This window comes from Burkholderia sp. Leaf177, from assembly GCF_001424345.1.
Taxonomy (GTDB): Bacteria; Pseudomonadota; Gammaproteobacteria; order Burkholderiales; family Burkholderiaceae; genus Caballeronia.
This window is the reverse complement of the sequence record NZ_LMPF01000021.1, coordinates 479,303-504,667: the sequence shown is the minus strand read 5'-3', so window position 1 is coordinate 504,667 and position 25,365 is coordinate 479,303. Positions and strand designations below refer to the sequence as shown.

Sequence of the window (25,365 nt, the reverse complement as noted above, 5' to 3'; positions counted from 1 at the left end):
GGGTATCCCCTCGGCGAGGCCGGTTTGTATTGCCAATTTATGGGCGCCGTTGCTTCGAAACATCCGGCCCCTGCTCGACTGGATGCTGACAATCAAGGCAAGGTTACGCGCTGACAATATTTGTCGACCGCGACGGAATATTTCCAGGACCGAGGTGTTTCCAATAAGAGTTCTAATGATTGGGGATACCATGAGACAGTTGAATCCGACGCAATGGGATGCTTACCTTCAAGTGTTCACGGAAGCTTTTATCAGGGCGCACATAGCGGGAGGAACTGATCTGAGCCAAATCAAAATGCGCATGAAGAACGATCCCGACGCCCAAGGAAGTACATTGCTTTCCGCTGACGCCGCACTACAGCTGAAACGGGATTTTGAGGCTATGGAACGCGGTGAAGATGCTGGAAAAATCAGCTCACTGGGTGGCCCTCGATATTGGTACAACGTCCCGTTGAAACTGATCAATTTCGACCTTCGAGGGCAGCAAACAGTCGTTGCTGGTGAGTTTGAATTCCACGTTCATGTTGTCAACGATGTTCGCAAGATCGGCCATTTTCATCGGCAGAAGTCGGCCAGGCGAGCAAGAGACTTTGCCTGATCCATGCGCTGGGCGCGAAATCCAACAGGAATAAGCGTGGAAGATAGTACCTACGGTGCGCGCCCCCCAGTTGCAGCGGGAATAAAGGATTTACCTATGCATCTTCCGTTGGATACTTGCAAGCGTTAGCAAATGCTTAGTACTGGGATTCAATTCGAAAGCCCAGACTGACAGTTTCATACGGGCAACGCTGACAAAATTACGCCGGTACACGCGTGCCGAGCGACCGCTTGCTTTTGCGTGATGGCCGGATGTACGGAAGCCGCTGAGATTTCATCCTGGCGGATGGCACCGCCACATGTTGGCTCGCCCATCGCTACGATTATCAGCGCTGCGACTAAAAAAATGGGAATACGAAAGCATTTCAGCTTTCGGCAGGCTGCCGACCGTCCATCCTGATTTCCGAAGACCGCGCGTCGGCGACTTTGTTATGACCGAGCAGAATTTTCGGCTCGATAAGCAGCTTCCCGTCAACATCCGGACAGACACGATGGTTCGTGGCGTATCACCGTCCGGCGGAGGAATTGACTCGAGAGTTGGTGGCGAACCTCCGACGCGACGAGCTTCGATTCCGGGGCGAAAGACAATCGTCATGCCTTCATGCTCGTCAAGTTCGGGAAATGCATCTAAGTGAAGATGAGCGTACGGCCATCGCGTTTATTTCCCCTTTTGTCCCTTGTAACGCGAATCGCTGGAAGACTTGCCGGGCAATGAAAGTCGAAAGTTTTTGCGCGTCCAGGTCGATAACTGACCGGTACTCAAGGTTTAACTCGACGGGAATGAGCGTGCTTGCAGTGACAAAAGCCTACGTTTGTTTTTATTCCATCGCACGCAATGGCTGCGTGCGTGCTGGGTTCGTCCGCAGCGTAAGTGCCCAGAACACCAGCGCTACGGCGCTAACCGTAAAGCCCAACGCACATACGCCATTCCATCCGGCCTTCGTATAAATCCATGTCGATAAAACGGCGCCAAGTCCGCTGCCCGCCGAATAGAAAAGCATGTAGCAGCCGACCAGCCGTCCGTGCGCTTCGGACCGGGTGCTGAAAATCATGCTCTGGTTGATAACGTGTATGGCTTGTCCACCCATGTCGAGCAGGATGATTCCGGCGATCAGAAACGCTATGCTGTGCGGCATCAAGCCAATCGGAATCCAGCACGCAAGCATGCATATCAGCGCGATACCCGTGGTCCATTCCCCGAGCCCACGGTCCGCAAGATGACCCGCACGCGCCGCTGCCAGCGCACCGATTGCGCCGACGAGACCAAAACTTCCTATCTGCGTATGCGACATCGAAAATGGCAATGCGCTCAGCGGCAGAACCAAAGCGCTCCAGAAGATGCTGAACGCCGCGAACATCAGCAATCCAATTATTCCGCGGACCTGAAGCACGCGTTCCCGGGCAAGCAGGCTGAACATGGAGCGCAATAGTTTCCGGTACGTAAGCGCGACCGGCTGAACATGCGGCAATGGCAACGCTCGCGCCAGCACCACCAGCATGATGGCTGCAAACAGACTCGACATGAAATACACCCAGCGCCAACCCGCGATATCCGTCACGACGCCCGCGAGGGATCGCGCCATCAGCAGCCCGACCACCACGCCGCTTTGAGTCGCACCGACAACCCTGCCGCGTTCCGAATCGTGCGCGAGGGTCGCGGAATAGGCGATCAACCCTTGCGTCATTGCAGTGCCTGCCATACCCACGCAAACCATGCCGATCAACAATACAACCGGCGACGCCGAAATCCCGACGACGATCAGCGCGACGACAAGAAAAACGAGTTGCACGCAGATCAGGCGCTTGCGGTTCACTAGGTCGCCGAGCGGCACGACCAGCAACAACGCGAGTGCGCAGCCAACTTGCGTTGCGGTGACTACGCCGCCGACCGCCGCGTGGCTGATATTGAAGTCCGACGCAATGGCATCCAGCAGCGGTTGTGCGTAATAGACGTTCGCAACGCTCGCTGCGCAACATATTGCGAGCAGCAGTACCAATGGAGTCGGCACACGAAGAGGTAAGCGTTGCGAGCTTGCGGCATTCATCGGCGATTCCTTCTTAATCTAAACCAGTTGCGTTATGAAACTGGGTTGAGTGTAAAGGAAACTTGTTTTAAAATGCAACTAGTTTGATCGATGGCGCAAAGAGGATCGTTTTCTCGAAAGCAACGATGGAGGTAGTGTCATGGCTCGAGGTAAAGGCGTCGCGGATTCATCGTGTCCGGTGGCGCGGGCACTCGATGTTGTCGGCGACCGGTGGTCGCTGCTAATCATTCGCGACGCGTTCGATGGCATACGCCGGTTTGGAGAGTTCCAGGAGAGCCTTCTCATCGCGCGAAATATCCTGACCGACCGTCTCAAGCAGCTTGTAGAGTCGGGTCTGCTGGATTGCGTTCCGGCATCCGACGGATCGGCTTACTGGGAATATGTGCTGACGCCCAAGGGCAAGGCGTTGTTCCCCGTGATCGTCACGTTGCGGCAGTGGGGCGAGGGGAATTTATTCGGACGCGGAGAGAAGCATTCGGTGCTGATCGACCGGGCTAGTGGAAAGCCCCTGCCGAAGCTCGCGATAAAAAACGCGGATGGGAAGGCGCTTGTGGCCGAAGGGACTTTTGTAAAGAAAGTGGATTGACGCCGGCTGTTTCCAATCTTGATGGCGTTCGCCGGTCGGGAAGAACGCGGCCTTTCTTTTCGAAGTCGCTAGGCGCACGCGCGACGGCATTTTCGGCGCGATCGGCGTAGAAGTCGCACATCACACCAACACCGCGCGGAATTGAAGGCGGCTACGCGAATTTGCATCTCATGCTGCGTCTGCCCGATGGCGTGGATGACCGGCAAGTCGCAAAAGCGGCGCTCGATATGAATGTCGTCGTGCGGCCGCTGTCAGGATATTTCTTGCGGCTGCGGAACGACGTTTCCGGTTTGCTGATCGGCTATGGCGGCGTGCCGGAAGAGGAGATCGAGCCGGCGTTCGACCGGCTGACCGAAGTGTTGAGCCAATACGGCGTTCTTCCGCATTAGGGCTTGCAGGACGTTTCGAGCGTATCGCCCCGACCGTCCTGACGCGCAAGGCGGGCGCGCAACGTGTCGATCTGATCGAGCAGATCCAGCGCGAGCGCTACGCCTTGCGCATTCAGTTCCAGATCGCGCGTCAAGCGTTGCGCGGTGACGGCGCGGCGCAGCGCGCCGCCGCTGAATCGCCATTCTTCGATGCGTGCACCGCGAGGCTCGAACGCGCCTTCATTCACCCATAGCGTGAATTGCTCTTCGGACGCGCCCGTGACGCGGCACAGTTCGATCAGCGTGAACTCGACGTGTTCTTCGACAATATCGCCCTGCAGATAGACCGGATCGCTTTCTTTCATGATGGGTCACCCATAAAAATTCGCGCGCGGGTCGAATTCGAACGCCTCGCGCAAAGCGTTGTAGGCCGCTTTTTTGGCTTCGGTGTCCGCCCGGGGCAGAACGATTCCGAGCACGACGTAAAGATCGCCAGCCGGGTTGCCAGGAATGCCTCGTCCCCGAAGCCTCAAACGGCGGCCGGCCGCGGAACCGGCCGGGACCGTCATGGTCACCTGACCGGAGGGCGTTGGCACGACCACTTCGGCGCCCAATGCGGCTTCCCACGGCGCCACGGGAAGATCAAGCGTCACGTCGCGACCATCCACGCGATACCGCTCGTGCTCCTCGAGCGTGACTTCCAGGTACAGGTCGCCCGCCGGCGCGTTCCCGCTGCCGGCGCCGCCCTGGCCGGCGAGTCGCAGGCGCTGGCCATCGAGAATGCCTTTCGGTATGGATACATCGAGCGTGCGCGTTTGATACGTGACGCGGCCGTGGTCATCGACCGATGGCATTTGCAGCGTGAACGTCCGCTGTGCGCCGTTGTACGTGTCTTCCAGACTGACCGATACCCGCGCGTGGTGATCTTCGCCGCGCCAGTCGAACGACTGGGAGTGCGGCGCGTGGCGTTGACGCGCGCCGAAGAGATCGCTGAAAAAATCGTCCGTGTCCTGGGCGCCTCCCGCTCCGTGATATTCGAAGCCGTCGCTGACATCCGGGCGCGGGCGAATCTCGTCGCCGTCTTTCAGGCCCGTGCCGAGGGCATCGAAGGCGGCGCGTTTCTCGGGATCTCTCAACACCTGGTAGGCCTCGCCCACCTCCTTGAAACGCGACTCCGCGTTTGCGTCCTTGTTCAGGTCAGGGTGAAACTTGCGTGCGAGCTTGCGATGAGCGGTCTTGATCTCCGCCTCGGTCGCCGTTCGCGGAACACCCATCACGGCGTAATAATCCTTGTATTTCATGGTTTAGCCTGTTTCGTCTAATCGTTAGACCCACGCCGAAGGTGACCTGCGGCCCTTGGCCCAAGCTGTTCCGCAAATATACAAGCATGTTCCCATGCCGTCGAACGCTTACAGAAAAGGCTTCAGTGCGCCGGCGGCCATGAAGAGAGCGACCGTTTGCTTCACGTGCGTGCGAATGTCGCCACGCACGACATCCAGCGCTTCGCCCATCAGGGCGCGCATGAGCATGGGCGAAACGATTGCATCGAGGAGCTGGGTTGCGAGCGCGTGTGCGTGGCGCTTGCTCGTGGCTTGTGCGCGCGCGTCGAGGTCGCGCCCGGAATGTTCGGCGATCATCGTTGCCACGGCGTCTCTTGCACGCGACCTGCCGGCGTCGCTCGTCAGCTTTGCAAGCGATGGAAACCGCGGCGCGTCCGCGACCACCATCCTGATCAGCCCGATCACCTCGTCGCTCAACAATCGCGTGACAAGGGTCTGCGTCACCAACACTAGTCGTTGACCGAGTTCCGCCGATTGCGGCGCGTCGAACACCAGGCGCAGGCTGCGTTCGCAGTTTCGTTTGACCACTTCTGAAAACAGCGCTTCCTTGCCGCTGTACCGGCTGTAAAGCGTTGCCTTGCCCGCGCCGGCGGCCTCCGCGATGCGTTCGAGCGAAGCCCCGCCGAAACCGTGCTGAAGGAACATGGCCGTGGCGGCATCGAGGATCCGCTCTTCGACGTCGCCCGCCATTGCGTTCGACGGACGGCCTTTCTTGCGCGAGAAGATCGACCTGATCGGGCAGGACAAAGTCTCTCCATCAGCAGTTTTCGGGATGCGGCTCACAGCGGTTCCTTCGCGAATTACCTGACCCGATTATCGCAGCATTTTTTAATAGAACGATACCGTTCCGTTCTATTGTAGAATGCATCTCAATATTATTTTGGAGAGTGCAATGGCCGGAAGTGAAAGCGAAAACAGCACGCCCTCCGGCGCAGAAAAGCCCGATGGAGATCAAGCTGGAGAAAAGGGGCAGGACCAGGAAACAGCCAAGCCGATGAGCCCGGCGCGCAAGCGCATGAACGTGGTTATTGGCGGCGTGGTGCTGCTGGTTTGCGTGGCCGCAGGCGTTGCGTACTGGCTGCATAGCCGGCATTACGAAAGCACGGACGACGCTTTTATCGATAGCAATCAGAGCCAGATTGCGTCGCAGGTAAGCGGGCGGGTGATCGAACTGCTGGTGTCGGATAACCAGCACGTCGAGAAGGACCAGCCCCTGCTTCGGATCGACCGGCGCGATTATGAAGTGAAGCTCGAACAGGCCGAAGCGCAGGAAGCGAACGCGATCGCGCAGGTTGCGCAGGCGCGCGCCGACCTGCTTTACCAGACGGCGAGTCTTGCGCAGCAGACGGCGCAAGTGCGGGTTGCGGAAGCCGACCTCACGCAGGCAAAACAGGATCTCGCCCGATACACAGGAACCGATCCTGCCGCCATTACGCGTCAGCAACTGGAACAAAGCCAGGCGACGACCAAGAGCGCTTTCGCGAGGCTCGATAGCGCCAAACAGGCGGTCCAGGCGGGCGAAGCGCAGGTTGCATCGCAGAAAACGAAGATCGATGCCGCGCTGGCGTCCGTGCGGCAGAACCATGCCGATGTCGATAACGCCAGGCTGCAACTCAGTTATACGGAAGTGCTCGCGCCACAAGCCGGGAAGGTGACGCGGCGCACGGTGAACCTCGGCAATTACGTCACGCCCGGCCAGGCGCTGGTCGCCGTCGTGCCCGACGAGATGTGGGTCACCGCCAACTTCAAGGAAACGCAGCTCGTCCACATGAACGTGGGACAAGCAGTCGATGTCACCGTGGACGCCTATCCGGACCAAGTCCTCCACGCGCACGTGCAAAGCCTGCAGCGCGGAACCGGATCCGTGTTCAGCAGCCTGCCTGCAGAAAACGCGACGGGCAACTATGTGAAGGTCGTGCAACGCTTGCCCGTGAAGATCGTTTTCGATGGCGACGACTGGCGCCACCTGCCGCTCGCGCCCGGCCTCTCGGTCAGCCCGCGCGTGACGGTGCGGTAATCATGGCCACGACTCATGTTGCGTTGCCGAGGTCGGCGGCGGGGGCGTACAACCCGTGGCTGATCGCGGTCATCGTGTCGATTGCGACCTTCATGGAAGTGCTCGACACCACCATTGCGAACGTGGCGCTCCGCCATATTGCCGGCGGTCTGGGCGCGAGTCTGGACCAGAGCACGTACATCACGACCAGTTATCTCGTGAGCAACGCGATCGTGTTGCCGATCAGCGGCTGGCTCGCGAACGTGATCGGCCGCAAGCGTTTCTACATGATCTGCGTGCTGCTGTTCACGGTCAGTTCGGTGGCGTGCGGATTCGCGACTTCCTTGCCCATGATGATCGTCTTTCGCGTCCTTCAAGGTCTCGGCGGCGGCGGCTTGGCGCCCGTGGAGCAAAGCATTTTCGCCGATACCTTCACGCCCGAAAAACGCGCGATGGCGTTTGCGCTGTACGGCTTCACGGTCGTCACGGCGCCTGCTATCGGACCGATGCTGGGCGGCTGGATCACCGAAAGCTATTCGTGGCACTGGGTATTCCTGATCAACTTGCCCGTGGGCATCGTGTCGCTCGTCTTGACGTGGATGTTCGTGAGCGACAGCAAGCTCGTGCAGCAGGAACGGCGCGCGCTGCTCGATAAAGGGCTGCGCATCGACTATCTCGGGTTCTTCCTGGTCGCGGTCGGTTTCGGCTGCCTGCAGATCGTGCTCGACAAGTTCGAGCGCGAGGACGGGTTTTCGTCGACCTTTATTTGCTGGTTTGCCGCGGTGGCCTGCGTTGCGCTGATCGCGCTCGTTATTCGCGAGCTGACCGTTGCGCAGCCGATCGTGAACCTGCGGCTTTTCAAGTCGCGTGCGTTCGCCATCAGTTGCAGCGTGATGTTCGCGTTCGGTTTCATCATCAACAGTACGACGCAGATCCTGCCGCAATTCACGCAGGAACTGCTGGGCTACGACGCAACCAACGCGGGTCTCACGCTCGGGCTCGGCGGCCTCGTCACGCTGTTTTTCATGCCGATAGCCGGCGTGGTGACGGGCCGCGTGTTCCAGCCCAAATGGCTCGTCATGATGTCGCTCGCGGGCACCGGCGTTGCGTTGCTGCATACCGCCGGGCTCGATCTGAACATCGGGTTCTGGGATGTATCGCTGTCGCGGCTTTATCAGGTCATCTGGCTGCCGTTTCTGTTCATCCCGCTTTCGACCGTGCAGTTCATCGGCATTCCGCCGGAAGAAAACAACAACGCGTCGGCACTCATCAACATGATGCGCAACCTGGGCGGCAGCTTTGGCGTGTCGCTCGTGACAACGCAGCTTGCGTGGCGGGACCAGTTTCATCATGCACGGCTCGCCGAGCACATCACGCCGTATAACGGCTTTGTCAATTCGCTCGGGTCGATAGCCGGAAGAGTCGAGCAGCAGGCGTCCGTCATGAGTTACCTCGACGTGTTCATCATGCTGGGCGTCATCTCGCTCGTGCTGTGTCCCATTTGTTTGTTGTTGCCGAAGCTGCCGAAGGGGGCACAGGTCAATGCGCATTGATTATCGATGGATTCCGTTTGTAGCCTTCCTGTCCGCCTGCACGATGGGACCCAATTTCGAGCATCCCGCCTTGCAGACGCCGGCGCAATGGCCCGATGCCGCGTCCACCGCCGACGCCGTTCGTTCGGTCGCGGTGCCCGAGCCGATCGATCCGTTGTGGTGGAACAGTTTCGGCGATCCGCTTTTGACGCAACTGGTCAAGCGCGCTATCGACAGTAACCTGGATATCAAGGTCGCCGCGACGCGCGTTGCCGAGTCGCGCGCGCAACTCGGGCAAGCGAAAGCGGATGAATTTCCTACGCTCAACGGCAACGCTTCGTACACCCGCGAGTTGCAGAGCGCGGATGGCGTCATTGGTTTGCTGGGAGGCAGCGGGTCGCCATCCGCCACCGATACGAACGGGCTCGGCGGACGGCAGGGCGGCGTGCCCACGCAATCCACGGGCAGCGCGCTGCCGCCGTTCAACCTGTTCCAATATGGCTTCGATGCATCGTGGGAACTCGATCTCTGGGGCCGCGTAAGGCGCACGGCGGAAAACGCAAGCGCTACCGTCGATGCCCAGAACGAAGCGCGGCATGACGCAATCGTTTCGACGGCAGCGGAAGTCGCGCGCGACTATCTGAATCTGCGCGGAACGCAGGAGAAACTGCGCATCACGCGCGAGAATCTGGAATTCGCGCAGCGCACGGTGCAACTCACGAACGAGCGCGCGAAGCATGGACTTACAACGGACCTCGATGTCGCCAATGCACAGGCGCAGGCCGAATCGAACGCCGCCGATATCCCGCAGGAAGAACAGCAGGAAGCGAAACTGATCAACGCCATTGGCGTGTTGCTCGGCGAGTATCCGCAAGCGCTTGCGGCGGAGTTGAAGCCGGCTTCAGCGGTTCCAATGTCGCCGCCGCGCGTGCCGATCGGGCTTTCGTCGGAACTGGCGCGACGCAGGCCGGACATCCGCGAGGCCGAAGCGCAGCTGCATGCGGCAACGGCGAGTATCGGCGCGGCGAAAGCGGATTTTTTCCCGAAGATCACGCTCTCGGGGAGTGTCGCGATTCAGGCTACGCAATTCACGAATCTCGGTAGCTGGGGCGCGCGCAGCTATAGCGCGGGGCCGAGCCTTTCGATTCCCATTTTCGAGGGCGGACGTCTGCGCGCGACGCTTGCGTTGAGAGAGGCGCAGCAGCAGGAAGCGGCGATCACGTATCGCAAGACGGTGTTGTCGGCGTTCCAGGAAGTCGATGACGCGCTTACGGGTTTCGCTTCCGAGCAGCGCCGGCGTGATCGGCTCGATGCGAGTGTGCAGGCGTCCAAGCGCGCTTTGGATATAGCGAACAAGCGCTATGTGCGCGGGCTGTCGACTTATCTCGATGTGCTGACGGCGCAGAAGGCGTTGTTGACGAGCGAGCAGCAATGGGTCGACAGCACGGCGACGGTATCGACGAATCTCGTCTCGCTGTACAAGGCGCTGGGCGGCGGCTGGGATGTTGCGGACGCAGAGTATGCGAGCCAAGGCGTGATGGCTACTGCAGGGCAGGAATGAAGGCCGATCGGCTCCGAATGCATATCCGGATGACCTAGAATTTCCGCGGAACAGAGCGTCGGCGCCATTGCAAGCGCAGCATGCACCACTTCCGCAATCCCGATGCTCGGGCGTGACAGCGAAGACATGGCCTTCCGCCCGCAGGGGTCCGGCGGCTTACCAGGGATACCAGCTTGGCGATTATCGTCATCGTATCTTCGCTGCTCGCGAACGTTACGTTAGGTGCAACTGCGCTTGGCAGCGGATAATGGCGGCTACGACATCTCGAGCGCTATTTTTAGGATTCCCCCATGGAAATCAAAGTCAACTTTCTCGACAAGCTGCGTCTGGAAGCCAAATTCGATGACTTCACGGTAATAGCCGACCAGCCTATTCGCTATAAGGGCGACGGATCGGCGCCAGGTCCTTTCGACTATTTTCTGGCCTCATCGGCCTTGTGCGCAGCTTATTTCGTAAAGTTGTACTGCGTGACCCGCAATATTTCTACCGAAAATATTCGCCTGTCGCAGAACAATATTGTCGATCCGGAAAATCGCTATCAGCAGATCTTCAAGATCCAGGTCGAGTTGCCAGCGGATATCTCTGCTAAAGACCGCCAGGGTATTTTGCGCTCCATCGACCGTTGCACTGTGAAAAAAGTGGTCCAGGCCGGGCCCGAGTTCGTGATTGAAGAAGTGGAGAATCTGGATGCCGATGCCCAGTCGTTGCTGACGTTGAAACCGGCTTCTAGCGCCAGCACCTATATTGCCGGCAAAGATCTGCCGTTGGAGCAGACCATCGCCAATATGTCGGGCACTTTGGCGGCTCTGGGCATCAAGATTGAAATCGCTTCGTGGCGCAATCTCGTTCCCAATGTGTGGTCGCTGCATATACGCGACGCGCATTCGCCAATGTGCTTTACCAATGGAAAGGGAGCGACCAAGGAAAGCGCCTTGGCTTCGGCATTGGGCGAATATATAGAGCGGACGAACTGCAATCATTTCTACGCCGGCGCTTTTTGGGGTGAAGAGATTGCCAACGCGGCGTTTGTGCATTATCCAGATGAGCGCTGGTTCAAGCCTGGTCGCAAAGGTGCGTTACCGGCTGAGATTCTCGATGACTACTGTCTGCAAATCTACAACCCCGACAACGAGTTGCGTAGCTCGCATCTGATCGATACCAACTCCGGCAATACGCAGCGCGGTATTTGTTCGCTGCCGTATGTGCGGCAGTCGGATGGCGAAGTGGTGTATTTCCCCTCCAACCTGATCGAAAACCTGTACGTCAGCAATGGCATGAGCGCGGGGAATACGCTCGCCGAGGCGCAGGTGCAATGTCTATCGGAGATATTCGAACGGGCGGTAAAGCGCGAAATTCTTGAAGGTGAAATCGCATTGCCCGATGTTCCGCAGGAAGTGCTGGCGAAATATCCCGGCATTCAGGCTGGCATTCAAGGATTGGAAGAGCAGGGCTTTCCAGTGCTGGTGAAGGACGCGTCGCTGGGCGGCGTGTACCCGGTAATGTGCGTCACGTTGATGAACCCGCGGACAGGCGGCGTGTTTGCATCGTTCGGCGCGCATCCGAGTCTGGAAGTGGCACTGGAACGCAGCCTGACGGAATTGCTGCAAGGTCGCAGTTTCGAAGGCTTGAACGAATTGCCCCGGCCCACTTTTGCCAGTGAAGCCGTGACCGAGCCGAATAATTTCGTCGAGCACTTCATTGATTCCAGCGGCATTGTGTCGTGGCGTTTTTTCAGCGCCAAAGCGGATTTCGATTTTGTCGAATGGGATTTTTCAGGTCACGGTGAAAACTCCAATGCGGATGAAGCCGCGACCTTGTTCGGCATTCTGGAAGATATCGGCAAAGAGGCTTACATGGCCGTGTATGACCAACTGGGCGCCGTGGCTTGCCGGATTCTGGTGCCGGGGTATTCCGAGATTTATCCGGTAGAGGATCTGGTCTGGGATAACACAAACAAGGCGCTGTTGTTCCGTGCCGATGTCTTGAACTTGCATCGTCTGGATAATGCCGCCTTGGCAGGATTGCTCGAGCGCCTGGATAACAATGAACTGGATGAGCATTCCGATATCGCCACTTTGATTGGCATCGAATTCGATGAAAATACGGAGTGGGGACAACTTACTGTTCTCGAGTTGAAACTGCTGATCCATCTCGCCTTAAAGCAATTCGACGAGGCGCAAGAGCTCGTGGGCGCCTTTCTGCAATACAACGACAACACGGTCGAACGCGGATTGTTTTACCAGGCGTTGAATGTGGTGCTGGAGGTGCTGCTGGACGACGATCTGGAACTGGACGACTACGTGTTCAACTTCCGCCGGATGTTCGGCAATGCCCGAATGGACGCAGTCATGGGATCGGTAGACGGCAGTGTGCGGTTCCATGGTTTGACACCGACGAGTATGAGGTTGGAGGGTCTCGACAGGCACCATCGCTTGATCGACAGTTACAGGAAATTGCATAAGGCGCGAGCTAATGCCGCGGCTGTAGCGCACTAGGTTATTGAGTTGTGGCGGACATCGATTGAGCAAGAGCGGCTAGGCGCGACGTGCACCTTTGGGCGACCATTACGCAAGTCGCTTGCTCCAAATCCAGACATGCCAAATCACGTTGATGCCGCTCGCGCGTCTCATGCAACTGACGCACTTGCGCAGAGCCGCACATTGTCTGGTTTCACGCGAGTTTTGTTCGGTGCTCGATGCAGCGTTCGATGCGGAATCCGATAGTCACGAAGCCTTCAGCCGCGCGTTTGGAATGGCCCGAGTTCATTTCGACGGCGGCCGAATTGGCAGATATGGAGCGCGACTTTTATCGTCCTTTATCTTTCTAGGCAACTGACCATGCAAGTACAAATCTTAGATTTCGCTGAAACTCGCGTCGCCGCACTCGAGCATTGCGGATCGCCTGGGCTCGTCAATGAGAGCGTGCGAAAGTTTATCGAATGGCGCAAGCAGAGTGGACAATAAATAGCCGGTCCTCTTCTACTTCGATTTTTGGATACGTCGTTTGCAATTCGCGCGCGTGTGTCCAATGAGTCGTGGCAGGCCGGTCGTCTAGAACGCGGGCCTTCGCCATACTCACGCCGTTCTTCCGAAATTTCGGCAAGTAGGAAAGCCCTTCGTTTTGCTCCCCATACATGAACATCCGGAGGCAACTCAGCGAAACGAAGCGCCGCATCAAATCGCCGTTATCGGACAGCTCGACCATCGACGTGAAGATGCTTCTCACTGCGGCGGCCTGTACTTTATGCCGGAGGCCGGCCGCAAAAAGCGCGGCGGAAAAGTAACGTGCATGCCAGGTTCTTTCGATAATACTTTCCAAAAAATATTTGGTGCGCTCGTCAGGAAACTATGTGATCTGGCGGCTCAGGAAGCAGTCTTCGGGTGCGCTCGGTCGCCTCACAGGTTGCGTTCGTTGCTTGCGGACCGGGTATAGCGCTGGTGCCGGCGTCGTTGCGCTCGCTTGCGCCGGAGAGTGTGGCCTTCCGTCCGTTGAGGGAACGCGTCAGCGTGGTGACGATAGCCCGTTTTGGGCCGGTTTCTTTCGATTCTCAAAGACCGAGGTCCGCCTGGAAGAGAGCGGCCTTCCAACTGGCAGGATCGGTCAAGTCTCATGCTTCCGACGTTTTCCACAATGCACAAGTCGCAACGATCTCCGCAAGGCGGCCTTGACACACTCGACGCGCGGCGCTTATCTTCCTTGCGCGGGACGATGAGTCAAGCACATAACGGGAGAATCAGTGCATCCCGACGGTGGGGTTACCCCGCCGATGACTCGTAAGTCGCAATACATCGCAAGAGCGGCCTTGCGCATGCGCGCAACTTGGCTCTAGCCAGACTGGCACGTTGATTCATCGCTCCGCCTTCATCATGCGACTTAATTTTCACGACACGCTTGTCATTACTTGCGAAGCGATGCTCGCGGGACCACCCGAGGTGGCAAGCATCGTCGCACGCCTGATGTTGATCTTCGGCGAACACAGCCCCTGGATGGACGATGTCGCCCGGAAGGCGGCAGATCTTTTCACTCCGCGATGGAACGACACGCCCATTGATGAATTGATTCGGGTGGTGGAAGACACCCCGACGTTCGTCGCCGCATTCGGAACCCATATACGGCCCGAGGCTATCCGGATCATTCGACGCCCTCCTGTTCAGCGGCTTCCACCCCGCCGGCTTGCGCATGTCGATCTGCCTCATTTGCCGACACTGCGTGATCTCGCGGACTGGCTCGAACTCGACGGCAGCGATATGTCGTGGCTCGCAACACGTTGGCGTGTGGAACCGGGCGAGGCGGTGTCACCGCTGCATCATTATTCATATCACGCACGGGAGAAACGCGACGGGCGATATCGTTTGATCGAACGCCCCAAAGCCCTCATACGCTTTGCGCAGCACAAGATTCTGCGCGAGTTGCTGGATCGCGTACCTCCGCACGACGCTGTGCACGGGTTTCGCCGCGGGCGAAACATTGTGTCGTTCGCCGGGCCCCATGCGGACAAGGCGCTTGTGATTCGCTTCGATCTCACCGATTTTTTCGCATCGGTAACGCAAGCGCGCGTTCACGGGATGTTTCGCACGCTTGGTTATCCCATAGCAGTCGCAAGCGCGTTGACCGCGCTTGCGACCAACCGCGTACCAAGCCGCTTGTTCACCTTGGGTGAGTTAAAGGGAAAATTCGACTGGGACGCGCAACAGCGTTTGCGCGCACGTCATTTGCCACAAGGTGCATCGACATCTCCCGCGCTTGCAAACCTATGCGCGTTCCGGCTCGATACACGCCTTGCGGCGCTTGCTCATTCGGTCGACGCGGTTTATACGCGTTATGCAGATGATCTTGCGTTTTCCGGAGAGGCAAGTCTCAAGCGCGGCGCCGATCGTTTTTCTGCCCGGGTCGCAGCTATCGCTCGCGAGGAAGGCTTCAATCTTCATTTCGGCAAAACACGTGTGATGGGGCGCGGCGTTCAGCAACGGCTCGCGGGCGTGGTCGTCAACCGGCATCCGAATCTCGCGCGAGATCGTTTCGACATGCTGAAGGCAATACTCACAAACTGCGTGCAACATGGACCGGCTTCACAAAACCGCGCCGGACGCGCAGACTTTCGCGCGTCGCTCGCAGGGCAGGTCGCGCACGCGATGATGCTCAATTCGTCGCGCGGTGCGAAGCTGCGGGCAATTTTCGACCGCATCAACTGGAGTCAGGGCAATTCGGCAGGTTGAGCGGTTGTCGGGGTTGATGTCTGAAGTCGGGTATCGGGAAATCAAAGCTTCTTGTCGTGGACACGACAAGCGTGTCCATTGAGCAGGCCATCGAAGCAACAATGCAATGCCTGACGCTGTCAGCCAGTGAGCAGCCACGAACAATCACCTAACGTAGGCGCTAAAGGCCGGCTAAATAACGCCGCAGCTGCCTACGAATAACGTCAAAAGCCCGAGCGGGTTAATCGATGCCGCTCGCGAAAGTTTGTTTTAAAGACCTCATGTAATTTGCCGTTAAAGAGTCGAGAAATTTACTCGAGGTTCAGGATGAGTTCAGGGAAATTGATCGGCTTATGGTCCGGCGTCACTCCATCGCGCAATAAGTTTTCCTGGCGCAAGCTGTCCATCCTTATTGTCTTGGTGAGCCTTGCGGGGTGTCAGACGCCATATCAGCAGAAGGGGTTCACCGGCGGTTTCAGTGATCGTGTAATCGATAAACAAACAGTGCACGTCGAATTTTCCGGCAATGGACTGACCTCCCGCGAAAAGGTCGAGCGGTATTTCCTTTACAGATGTGCGGAAGTGACCGATCAGGCCGGCTATCGCTACTTTGTGGTACTCCCCAAAATTGCGATGGGCAGTTCCCAAGCCGTAATGGCCGTACGCGGCAACGGCTTTGATCATTCGATGATGCTTAAGATGAAAGGACATTCGACCACTAGAATAGTTGCCGCCGCGGGGCCGCCAGTAACACATTGGAAAGAGGATGCAACCATCCGCATGTTCAATGGCGATGCTGTCATCTCCAACTCGATCGTGGGATGGGACGCAAGGGAAGTGCTGAGTATTCTTGAGCCTTACGTAAAAAGCGCCGGTGCCATTGAAGGCGGCATGCCAAAAGCCTGGGTGTTTGGCGCTCATATGGCGAAGCGCCCTTATGCCGAACTGTTTCCGACTAGCCGATTGCCCTCAGTCGCAACCGCGCAGTTGGTGACGCCGCCGGCGGAGCGTAGTCAGAGTGATTTCAATGAGGATCAGCGCACGACAAGCGGATTTGACGCCTCGGAAACCCAGGACACTCGCGTTGGCCCAGCTGTTCAATCCCCGTTCACCACGACAATAGCGAAGAACACGCCCGCCGCTGGCCAAACCGAATTGCCTACCGTACGCCGCGACGTATCAAGCGAAGTCGAAACCATGATTGCTGCGCACGCCGATTGGGACATGCAGTGCAAGCCGGCGGGTGCTGCACCTGCTGTTACTGTGCTTGATGCATCGCGACACGGGTTGCTAGAAGTCAGGGTGGGGCAGTTCGTTGCGCAAGGAGTGAATCTGCCCAGTACTTGCTCTGGCGGCGTGGTTTATGGCACGCAAATCTTTTATACGCCGAACGCTGGATTTCATGGTATCGACAGCCTTCGTTACGCGGTAGTGACGGCCAAGGGACGATTTACCCGGGTTGTGGAAATGAAAGTTGAATGAGACGGCACGAAGGACGGAGCATGAACATCAACTCGAATCAACACAGCTAACGTGAGCTCAAGTCTTTGCTACGTTCCTTTGGAATACGGCAACGAGAGAGTTTCTTCCAATTTTTACGGCGTTAAACACGGTATGTGCTGGCGCGTGAAACATGATCGACGGTGACAATGACGTTCGGGCCATGAGAAGTCCAAACGCTGCGAAGTGCAGGGTAGTGAGATTAAGACGCTGGAAACTCGCACCGGATTACGGAAAGCCTGTTGACGCTTGAAAGCGCGTGGGCCTCTCTAAATGCGAAAGCCGGAATCTTTCCGATCACATCCGCGGGTCACCAACAACCAACCCCATACCCACGAAACGTTGATTCGCTCTGCCATAAGCGCTAACCTGATCGCTCGTGATCGAAGGCTGCGCAACCGGGAGATAACCGCATCATGAAGCGAGCTTGGGCTTTGTCTTGCACGCTCGCTCTGAGCGCGATTCTTATAGGGTGCGGTAAAGACGATTCTCGAACCACCACACAGGATCCAGCCGCACCAGCCAGCCAGACAGCAGTCCAGCCCGCGCAAACCGCAAGCGAGACACTTGCTGCATCTCACGCGCAGGGCCCAAGCGTCCTCGCCGTCGTCCCTCAATCCCAGTTGCCCGGGGAAGCTTCCGAAACCTTACGTCTAATCAAAGCGGGCGGCCCATATCCCTTTTCCGAGGATGGCGTCCTGTTCCGCAATACCGATGCTTTGCTTCCGCAGCATCCACGCGGCTATTACCACGCATACACAGTCCGTACGCCCGGCGCTGCGGATCGCGGGAAACGTCGGATTGTATGCGGAGGACTACGCCGGCAAACTAGTGACTGCTATTACACCGACGATTACTACGTCAGTTTCAAACGCATCGCTCAGTAAAGTAACCGAAGCCGCTTGGCAGAACTTCGCGGCGCATCAAATGTAAAGAAAGTCCGCTACCAGATAGCTTCTTCCGATAACGGACGACAGCGTCTTAACGGCAACGGTGTTCCCAATGGTGATGGACGCGCACCTTATGGCATTCACGATGATGGTGGTACGGCGCGGCGATCGCCGGAACGATAGTCGCGAAGGTTACGGTTGCAGCGGCAAGCGCGAGGATGAAGGTTTTCATGTGGCAACACCGATGAAGAGTTAAGAGACCGACTAAGCAATGCTTTGTTGTTCACTTGATGAGAACAACTGTGATAACGGCATTCGCGGCCAATTCTAAAGACATCCCCAAAGACATTGCTCGCTGAGCAAGGCCGAGTTGCAACTACGCGGCTACATCAATGAAGCCTGGAGCGCATGTATTCCGATACCACCAAATGAAAAGGCGCACAGAGCAAGCCGTGGCTTTCGGCGTAGGCCACGATGATGTCGAACTGATCGCCGGAACAGGAAAACCTTTGACGTTTTGGACTTATCGAAATCTCAAGTCTCGCCGTATGCGGCGCAACCGGTAATTGTTTCACTCGATTCCCTTAACGAATTTCATCATCGACCGTGCGGCACTTGTCCCGACTGCCGTGGACATCTACCGGTTGCTTTACGTTAGACAAATTGTGCTTGGGTTCCTTAAGTGCATCCGTCCGCTAACGAACAATTCGCCTTAGGTCTACATAAACGCGATGGCGAGCTGGCCCTGATTTTTCGATGCTTTTGACACGACTGGCGACAGCTGTTGGCAAAGAACCGTCAATTACCGTCTGTCCTTGGCCCGTGCGCCTTAACACCTTGCGCGCCAACGCCCGCCTCGTTTTCCCGCGCTCAGGCAACACAAATCGCAAGCATCTCTTCACCCGCGCAGCCGGAAAAGCGACAGCCCCGCGCGCTCAGTCGGCTATCATGCGTGTCCTCTTCGAAGTAGCTTCCTATGATTTCCGTCCGTAATGTCACGCTGCGTCGCGGCGTGAATGTCGTGCTCGACAGCGCGTCCGTCACCTTCACTCCCGGCGAAAAGATCGGCCTTGTGGGCCGTAATGGCGCCGGCAAGTCGTCCTTCTTCGGCCTTCTCAACGGCACGCTGCACGAGGACGGCGGCGAGTTCTCGATTCCCGCTGCATGGAAAATGGGCCAGGTCGCGCAGGATATGCCGGAGACGGGGCAGAGTGCGACGGACTTCGTGATCGACGGTGACACCGTCATGCTGGCAGCGCAGGCCGAAGTTGCCGCCGCCGAGGCCAGCGACGATGGCATGCGAATGGCGCACGCCTACATGGCCCTCCACGACGCCGGCGCACACGATGCCCCCGCGCGCGCCCAAGCGCTGATCCTGGGCCTTGGCTTCAGTGCCGCGCAGCTCAACCAGCCGGTCAACAGTTTCTCCGGCGGCTGGCGCATGCGGCTGCAACTGGCGCGCGCGCTCATGTGCCCATCGGACTTGCTGTTGCTCGACGAACCGACCAATCACCTCGACCTCGACGCACTGGTCTGGCTTGAAGCGTGGCTCAAGCGATATCAAGGCACCATGGTCGTGATCAGCCACGATCGCGAATTCCTCGACGCGGTGACGCAGGTGACGGTGCACGTCGATAACGCGAAACTCGTGCGTTACGGCGGCAACTACAGCAAGTTCGAAGAGATGCGCGCTGAGCAACTCGTGTTGCAGCAAGCATCGATGGCCAAGCAGGCGGACAAGATCGCGCACTTGCAGAAGTTCATCGACCGTTTCAAGGCGACGGCCTCTAAAGCGAAGCAGGCGCAGAGCCGGGTCAAGGCGCTCGAACGCATGGAGAAGATCGCGCCGGTGCTCGCCGACGCGGAGTTCACCTTCGAATTCAAGGAGCCGCTCAACGTCCCGAACCCGTTATTGTCGATGCTCGACGCAAGCTTCGGCTACCCCGCGCCGGCCGACGCGCCGGACGGCACGCCGCCGACGGTCATCGTGCGGGGCATCAACCGGTCCGTGCTCGCCGGGCAGCGCATCGGCATTCTCGGTGCGAACGGGCAGGGCAAGTCCACTCTGGTGAAGACAGTGGCGCACGAACTGGCGCCCATTGCCGGCGAGATCAGCGAAGGCAAGGGCCTGAATATCGGTTACTTCGCGCAGCAGGAACTCGATGTGCTGCGTCCGCTCGACACGCCGATGGAACACATGATCCGCCTTGCCAAGGACACGCCGGCGAACATGCGTGCTCCCGGCCAGAGCGGCACCGAACAATCGCTTCGCACTTTTCTCGGTACCTTTAGTTTCAGCGGCGACATGGTCCACCAGGCCGTCGGAACGATGAGCGGCGGCGAAAAAGCGCGGCTCGTGTTGTGCATGATCGTATGGCAGCGGCCCAACCTGCTGTTGCTCGATGAACCTACGAACCATCTCGACCTGGCAACGCGCGAAGCGCTCGGCATGGCGCTCAACGAATTCGAAGGCACGGTGTTGCTCGTCAGTCACGACCGGTCCCTTCTGCGCGCGGTATGCGACGAGTTCTGGCTCGTCACCAAGGGTGGCGTGGAGCCCTTCGACGGCGATCTGGACGACTACCAGCAGTTCCTGCGCGACGAAGCCCGCCGCATCCGCGATGAGGCTGCCGGAGGGCAGAAGGTCACCGCCTGAGTCAGCGTCGTGCTTCACCTGAAAGTGTTCGTCTCATAGGGCACGACTTGCCATTGAGCCCCGGTCTGTCCAATCAAGCGGGCATTATCCGGGGCGCTGGTCGAACTCCTGGCGCGCCTTCTCGACAGTCTCGAGGTTATTGGCCGCCCAGACCCAGACGCCGCAGAACGCGGCACCCAACGTGATCCCAAGGGTGGTGAGTTTGTATTCAACCTTCGGCGGCACGACCGGATACACCGTGCGTATAACCAGACCGTCGCGCTCCATCGCGCGCAAGGTCTGGGTGAGCATCTTCTGACTGATGCCATCGACCAGTTCGCTTAGCCGGCTAAAACGCAAGGGCGACTTTTCTGCGAGTACGTCGAGGATCAGCATTGTCCATTTGTCTGCAACGCGTCCAATCAGTTCTCTCACTAGCGAAGCAATTCGAGGATCGAGATCGATAGGCGGCGTCAGCGTTGCATAGTATTGCGCAGCGGCGATCTGCTCCTTCGTGAATTCGGGTACTCGCTCCATTTTTACACTCTCCATTTGGTAAGTATGTAACTTTCAGGTGCCTTCTTCCTTTCGGAGAGTATGCCGGTCAAAATATTCCCGTGCTTAACGAACAGGGAGTGATTTGATGAAAATGACCGGAAGAACTATATTGATTACAGGCGGCACAAGCGGCATTGGGCTGGAGCTGGCGCAGCAGTTGATCGCTCGCGGGAATACGGTAATTGTGACGGGGCGAAATCCGGACAGGATCGAGGCCGCACAGCAAGCCATTCCCGGACTTCATGCTATTCAAAGCGACGTCAGCGATCCGGCAAATATTCAGTCGTTGTACAAAACAATATACGACCAGTTCCCCACGTTGGACACATTGGTGAACAACGCAGGGGCGATGCGCAATATCGTGCTTGATCGTCATCACCCATTGACTGATCTGACTGCGGAAATCGATGGAAACTTGAAGGGGCCTATATGGATGGTCCAGGCTTTTCTTCCTTTGCTTTTGAAGCAGACGAACAGCCTGATTGTGAACGTGTCTTCCGGTCTGGCGTTCATACCTTTCCCCGCCGCGCCAATCTACAGCGCGTCCAAGTCCGCGCTTCATGCCTATACACAATGCTTGCGGGCTCAACTTGCCGACACTTCCGTGTCAGTGGTGGAACTGGCTCCTCCCGGCACCGAAACGCCGCTGTTCCGGGGCGAGTTTGCCGAGGAAATGAAAGGCGAAAAAGGCATGAATGTCAGCGTGCTGGCGAAGCGCGCGATCGCGGGTATTGAAGCGGGGAAATCCGAGATTCGACCAGGCGTGAGCAACGTGCTAAAAATCGCGAGCCGCGTGGCGCCGCATTTCATGTTCCGTCAAATGGTGAAACTCGGCCGTCCAAAACCGACTGGTGTTTAAAGCTGGCCGATATGTTTGCCTTCCCTATCAGTTTGAGATAAAGGAACAGAATATGCTTCCCCACCCGGGGCTCGCATCGCCGGATTAACACGCCTGTCGATGTTCTTCGAGTGAACCACGTCATTAGCCGCACTTTCAACGGAAGCTTCATGCTGAAAATCCATCACCTTGGTCACTCGCAATCGGAACGTATCGTCTGGCTTTGCGAAGAACTCGAGATCCCTTACGAGCTTGAAAAATACACGCGCGATCCGGTCACGCAACTGTCGCCACCGGAACTGAAGGCGCTGCATCCGCTCGGCGCGGCGCCGCTTATTGAAGACGATGGAATCCTGCTTGCCGAGTCCGCTGCGATCGTCGAATTCATCCTGGCCCGATATGGTCGCGGACATTTGCAGCATGGACCCGATCATCCCGATTTCGCGGACTATCTATACTGGTTCCACTTCGCCAATGGCAATCTCCAGCCGGTAATGGGCCGGTCGATGTTCATCGGGCGCTGCGGCCTGCCACCGGACCATCCGATTCAAAAAGCAGCGCAAAGCCGGCTGGACAAGGTGCTTGCGTTGATCGAAGAACGGCTCGGAGAGAACGATTATCTGGCTGGAAGCGCGTTCACCGCAGCTGACATCATGAGCGTCTTTTCGCTAACCACGATGCGCCAGTTTCATCCCGTCGATCTCAAACCTTATCCGAATATTTTGGCGTATCTTCATCGCATCGGCGAACGCGCTGCATATCAGCGCGCGATGGCTAAAGGCGATCCCGAGATGACGCCCATGTTGACGTGACCTGGCGCCGCGAATCGTCCGATACATAATTTCCCCAACTCATCTTCTGCGAGGGCCTATGCATCTCCTTCACGTGATTGGTTCACCACGCAGCGGGCGCTCGGCTTCACGACAGGTCGCCCAAGCTTTCATTGAAGTGTGGAAGGAGCGTCATCCGGATGGAGCAGTCGATGAACTGAACGTCTGGGAAATCGACCTGCCTGTTTTCGACGGGCCCGTGCTCGAAGCAAAATACGCGGGCATTGAAGGGCGTCCGCTCGATGCCGCGCAGGCCGACGCGTGGCGCGCGGTCCACACGCTTGCCGAACGTTTTCGTCAGGCAGACGTCATTCTCTTCAGCGTGCCCATGTGGAATTTCGGCATTCCGTATCGTCTGAAACATCTGATCGATGTGATATCGCAGAAGGATGTGCTGTTCACCTTCGACGAAAAGGGATTGAACGGCATGCTGGGCGGAAAGACGGTGGTTACGATTGCGGCGCGCGGCGTTGGGCTAGGAGCGGATTTTCCGCCCGATCAGTTCGACTTTCAGGCCGACTATCTGACCATGTGGTCGCGTATGGTCGGAATCACCGACGTACGTGTGATCACTGTCGAAAAAACGTTGGCAGGCCCCGAGCAAGACCACGCATCCCGTACCGACGCCAGCGAAAAAGCGCGCGAACTGGCTCTTAGTTTGTAGTCGGGATTTACGCATATCTTTTGTTTGATCGCGGACGCCCGCAGTTCATAGAACTCGTCGTCCGCCGTATCTCTCATCTTCCAGACGCTAAAAAAACAGTTGAAATTTGCCTGCCAAAACACTATTGGTGCTTTTAGGCAGAAGGTCGCGTACGGCCGCAGCGCTGTATGCGACTCTTTAATTGTCGTCGTCGAATGTGGATTTCTACTTCGGCAGTCTCACGTTTGAAGGGCGTCATTCACTTAGTGAATTGATCATTAGTTAGGGGTGCTTTATGGAATATGAAACACGCTTCCTGTCCCTGCCCAAAATGCTTTCATGGAAATCGGTCGGGCTTGTTGCTGCCAGCCTGATAAGTAGCGCTATTCCCGCACGCGCCCAAACCGAACCGCAACAAGTACCGCGTCCGAACATCGTGCTGATTGTGGGAGACGATGTTGGATGGGGTGATCTTGGCGCATACGGTGGCGGCGAGGGGCGGGGAATTCCTACGCCGAATCTTGACAGGATGGCCGATGAAGGCATGACCTTCTACGATTTCTATGGGCAACCCAGTTGCACGCCAGGACGCGCGGCCTTGCAAACCGGTCGGAACCCTAATAGAAGCGGCATGACCACCGTTGCGTTCCAGGGGCAGGGCGGAGGACTTCCAAAAGCCGAATGGACCTTGGCGTCGGTATTGAAGACGGCGCGCTACAGCACTTATTTCACGGGTAAATGGCACCTTGGCGAAGCGGATTATGCGCTTCCCAACGCGCAAGGCTACGACGACATGAAATACGTCGGTCTGTATCACCTGAATGCGTACACCTATTCAGATCCGAAGTGGTTTCCCGACATGGACCAGCAGACTCGGGATTTGTTTGTGAAGGTGACGACCGGCATGCTTTCTGGCAAGGCCGGGGAGAAGGCTCATGAAGATTTCAAGGTAAACGGGCAGTATCAGAATGAGCCCGACAAACGTATTGTCGGCATTCCATTTGTGGATCGATACATTGAAAAAGCAGCACTCGACGATATCGACGAAGCCGCGCAGCGTGGACAGCCGTTCTTCATCAACGTGAATTTCATGAAGGTTCATCAGCCGAATATGCCGGACCCGGATTACATCGGCAAGTCGTTGTCGAAATCTCGTTATGCGGACTCGCTTGTAGAGCTCGATGCGCGCGTCGGCCACATCATGGACAAGCTGCGCGAAAAAGGGCTGGACAAGAACACACTCGTATTTTTCACGACGGACAACGGTGCATGGCAGGACGTGTATCCGGATGCGGGGTACACGCCGTTTCGCGGTACGAAGGGAACGGATCGCGAAGGGGGATCGCGCGTCCCGGCCATTGCCTGGTGGCCCGGCAAGATCAAACCGCATTCGAAGAACTTCGACATTCTTGGCGGGCTCGATTGCATGGCCACTTTCGCAGCTATAGCAGGCATTGAACTGCCTAAGAACGACCGTGAAGGCAAACCCATCATTTTCGACAGCTATGACATGTCGCCGGTGCTTTTCGGTACGGGCAAGAGCAAACGCAACTCATGGTTTTACTTTACGGAAAACGAACTAACGCCAGGTGCCGTGCGGGTCGCCCAGTTCAAAGCTCAGTTCAACCTGCGTGGTGACGGAGGCGCGGACACGGGCGGCCTGGCGGTCGATTCGAACCTTGGCTGGAAGGGTCCCGAAAGTTACGTCGCTACGGTTCCGCAAGTGTTCGATCTTTACCAAGACCCGCAGGAGCGCTACGACATCTTCATGAACAGTTACACGGAGCATACGTGGACACTGGTGGCGTTCAACGCAGCCGTGAAGGACTTGATGCAAACGTACGTCAAGTACCCGCCCCGTAAGTTGCAGAGCGAGGGATATTCAGGACCGCTCACGCTCACTCAGTATGAGCGGTTCAAATACGTCCGGGACCAACTGCAGCAAAGTGGCTTCACTATTCCGATGCCGACCGGAAATTGACGGCCAGATCGTTCCGGACGATGGTCGCATGTGTTCGTCCGGAACGGTCGATGCGTTGCCGGAACATTGAAGGGAGAGGCGGAGGCTCTCGACATGCGCAATTACAACAATCAATTTTCTAAAGAGTCGGTCCCGCGAGTCATGGCGCGGTCCTCGCTCGTGCCGCCTTCAGCGCCGGAGCATTTCATCCGCTCGTTTTCCGGATCACAACGTGAAGATCAAATTCATGCGAGCCCGACGTTCAAGCAGATCGTGATCGAGGCTACCTGA

Annotated in this window: 22 protein-coding genes; 16 read left to right on the top strand and 6 right to left on the bottom strand. The window is 57.5% G+C overall.

Going from position 1 to position 25,365, the window contains the following annotated elements; translation table 11 throughout:
- The first annotated feature begins 190 nt into the window (after positions 1 to 190).
- Complete coding sequence (locus ASG35_RS17670) at positions 191 to 598, top strand: hypothetical protein (RefSeq protein WP_156393223.1); 408 nt, start codon at positions 191 to 193, stop codon at positions 596 to 598.
- Positions 599 to 1,415: 817 nt separating this feature from the next.
- Here the strand turns inward: ASG35_RS17670 and ASG35_RS17665 are convergent.
- Positions 1,416 to 2,642, bottom strand: a complete 1,227-nt coding sequence (locus ASG35_RS17665; RefSeq protein WP_056360031.1) for an MFS transporter — start codon at positions 2,640 to 2,642, stop codon at positions 1,416 to 1,418.
- Positions 2,643 to 2,781: 139 nt separating this feature from the next.
- On the opposite strand from ASG35_RS17665, the gene ASG35_RS17660 reads away from it, so the two are divergent.
- Both ASG35_RS17660 and ASG35_RS17655 read left to right on the top strand, forming a co-directional pair.
- Complete coding sequence (locus ASG35_RS17660; protein WP_056360028.1) at positions 2,782 to 3,228, top strand: winged helix-turn-helix transcriptional regulator; 447 nt, start codon at positions 2,782 to 2,784, stop codon at positions 3,226 to 3,228.
- Between the two features lie 170 nt (positions 3,229 to 3,398).
- Positions 3,399 to 3,617: a hypothetical protein gene (locus tag ASG35_RS17655; RefSeq protein WP_056360025.1), complete on the top strand. Its 219-nt coding sequence runs from the start codon at positions 3,399 to 3,401 to the stop codon at positions 3,615 to 3,617.
- Here the strand turns inward: ASG35_RS17655 and ASG35_RS17650 are convergent.
- The 3 genes from ASG35_RS17650 to ASG35_RS17640 all read right to left on the bottom strand — a co-directional run bounded on the left by ASG35_RS17650 (position 3,614) and on the right by ASG35_RS17640 (position 5,683).
- On the bottom strand, positions 3,614 to 3,961 hold the full coding sequence (locus ASG35_RS17650; RefSeq protein ID WP_056360022.1) for a chaperone modulator CbpM: 348 nt from the start codon (positions 3,959 to 3,961) through the stop codon (positions 3,614 to 3,616). The genes ASG35_RS17655 and ASG35_RS17650 overlap by 4 nt on opposite strands.
- A 6-nt stretch (positions 3,962 to 3,967) precedes the next feature.
- Positions 3,968 to 4,897, bottom strand: coding sequence for a DnaJ C-terminal domain-containing protein (locus ASG35_RS17645; RefSeq protein ID WP_056360019.1), 930 nt, complete (start codon positions 4,895 to 4,897; stop codon positions 3,968 to 3,970).
- Positions 4,898 to 5,005: 108 nt separating this feature from the next.
- Positions 5,006 to 5,683, bottom strand: a complete 678-nt coding sequence (locus tag ASG35_RS17640; protein WP_156393222.1) for a TetR/AcrR family transcriptional regulator — start codon at positions 5,681 to 5,683, stop codon at positions 5,006 to 5,008.
- A gap of 145 nt (positions 5,684 to 5,828) precedes the next feature.
- Here ASG35_RS17640 and ASG35_RS17635 point away from each other — a divergent pair, with 145 nt between their 5' ends.
- From ASG35_RS17635 to ASG35_RS30820, 7 genes are all read left to right on the top strand, one after another.
- Complete coding sequence (locus ASG35_RS17635) at positions 5,829 to 6,953, top strand: HlyD family secretion protein (RefSeq protein ID WP_162244418.1); 1,125 nt, start codon at positions 5,829 to 5,831, stop codon at positions 6,951 to 6,953.
- Between the two features lie 2 nt (positions 6,954 to 6,955).
- Positions 6,956 to 8,485, top strand: a complete 1,530-nt coding sequence (locus tag ASG35_RS17630) for a DHA2 family efflux MFS transporter permease subunit (RefSeq protein WP_056360010.1) — start codon at positions 6,956 to 6,958, stop codon at positions 8,483 to 8,485.
- A complete protein-coding gene (locus tag ASG35_RS17625; RefSeq protein WP_056360006.1) occupies positions 8,475 to 10,025 on the top strand; it encodes an efflux transporter outer membrane subunit in 1,551 nt (516 codons plus the stop codon). The genes ASG35_RS17630 and ASG35_RS17625 overlap by 11 nt, the downstream gene beginning before the upstream one ends.
- A 290-nt stretch (positions 10,026 to 10,315) precedes the next feature.
- The gene (locus ASG35_RS17620) at positions 10,316 to 12,520 is read left to right on the top strand and encodes an OsmC domain/YcaO domain-containing protein (RefSeq protein WP_056360004.1); all 2,205 of its coding nucleotides are present in this window, start codon (positions 10,316 to 10,318) and stop codon (positions 12,518 to 12,520) included.
- 1,371 nt (positions 12,521 to 13,891) lie between these two features.
- Positions 13,892 to 15,241 (top strand): reverse transcriptase family protein, encoded by a 1,350-nt coding sequence (locus tag ASG35_RS17610; protein WP_056359998.1) that lies wholly within the window; start codon positions 13,892 to 13,894, stop codon positions 15,239 to 15,241.
- Positions 15,242 to 15,547: 306 nt separating this feature from the next.
- Positions 15,548 to 16,702, top strand: a complete 1,155-nt coding sequence (locus ASG35_RS17605; protein WP_056359995.1) for a CC0125/CC1285 family lipoprotein — start codon at positions 15,548 to 15,550, stop codon at positions 16,700 to 16,702.
- A 434-nt stretch (positions 16,703 to 17,136) separates the two neighbouring features.
- On the top strand, positions 17,137 to 17,607 hold the full coding sequence (locus tag ASG35_RS30820) for a ribonuclease (protein WP_082508436.1): 471 nt from the start codon (positions 17,137 to 17,139) through the stop codon (positions 17,605 to 17,607).
- A 94-nt stretch (positions 17,608 to 17,701) separates the two neighbouring features.
- Here the strand turns inward: ASG35_RS30820 and ASG35_RS31950 are convergent, their stop codons facing one another.
- A complete protein-coding gene (locus ASG35_RS31950; RefSeq protein WP_200945745.1) occupies positions 17,702 to 17,842 on the bottom strand; it encodes a hypothetical protein in 141 nt (46 codons plus the stop codon).
- A gap of 744 nt (positions 17,843 to 18,586) precedes the next feature.
- Between ASG35_RS31950 and ASG35_RS17595 the strand changes: the two genes are divergently transcribed.
- Positions 18,587 to 20,266 carry an ABC-F family ATP-binding cassette domain-containing protein gene (locus ASG35_RS17595; RefSeq protein ID WP_056359989.1) on the top strand — a complete coding sequence of 560 codons (1,680 nt, stop codon included), beginning with the start codon at positions 18,587 to 18,589 and terminating at the stop codon, positions 20,264 to 20,266.
- Positions 20,267 to 20,350: 84 nt separating this feature from the next.
- On the opposite strand, the gene ASG35_RS17590 is transcribed toward ASG35_RS17595, so the two are convergent.
- Entirely contained in the window at positions 20,351 to 20,782 is a 432-nt protein-coding gene (locus tag ASG35_RS17590; protein ID WP_200945744.1) for a winged helix-turn-helix transcriptional regulator, read from the bottom strand.
- A 106-nt stretch (positions 20,783 to 20,888) separates the two neighbouring features.
- Here ASG35_RS17590 and ASG35_RS17585 point away from each other — a divergent pair, with 106 nt between their 5' ends.
- The 5 genes from ASG35_RS17585 to ASG35_RS31440 all read left to right on the top strand — a co-directional run bounded on the left by ASG35_RS17585 (position 20,889) and on the right by ASG35_RS31440 (position 25,365).
- The gene (locus ASG35_RS17585) at positions 20,889 to 21,662 is read left to right on the top strand and encodes an SDR family oxidoreductase (protein WP_056359985.1); all 774 of its coding nucleotides are present in this window, start codon (positions 20,889 to 20,891) and stop codon (positions 21,660 to 21,662) included.
- Between the two features lie 149 nt (positions 21,663 to 21,811).
- Complete coding sequence (locus ASG35_RS17580; protein ID WP_056359983.1) at positions 21,812 to 22,453, top strand: glutathione S-transferase family protein; 642 nt, start codon at positions 21,812 to 21,814, stop codon at positions 22,451 to 22,453.
- Between the two features lie 58 nt (positions 22,454 to 22,511).
- Complete coding sequence (locus ASG35_RS17575) at positions 22,512 to 23,135, top strand: FMN-dependent NADH-azoreductase (protein WP_056359980.1); 624 nt, start codon at positions 22,512 to 22,514, stop codon at positions 23,133 to 23,135.
- 274 nt (positions 23,136 to 23,409) lie between these two features.
- A complete protein-coding gene (locus ASG35_RS17570) occupies positions 23,410 to 25,095 on the top strand; it encodes an arylsulfatase (protein WP_056359978.1) in 1,686 nt (561 codons plus the stop codon).
- Between the two features lie 93 nt (positions 25,096 to 25,188).
- Positions 25,189 to 25,365: a hypothetical protein gene (locus tag ASG35_RS31440; RefSeq protein ID WP_156393220.1), complete on the top strand. Its 177-nt coding sequence runs from the start codon at positions 25,189 to 25,191 to the stop codon at positions 25,363 to 25,365.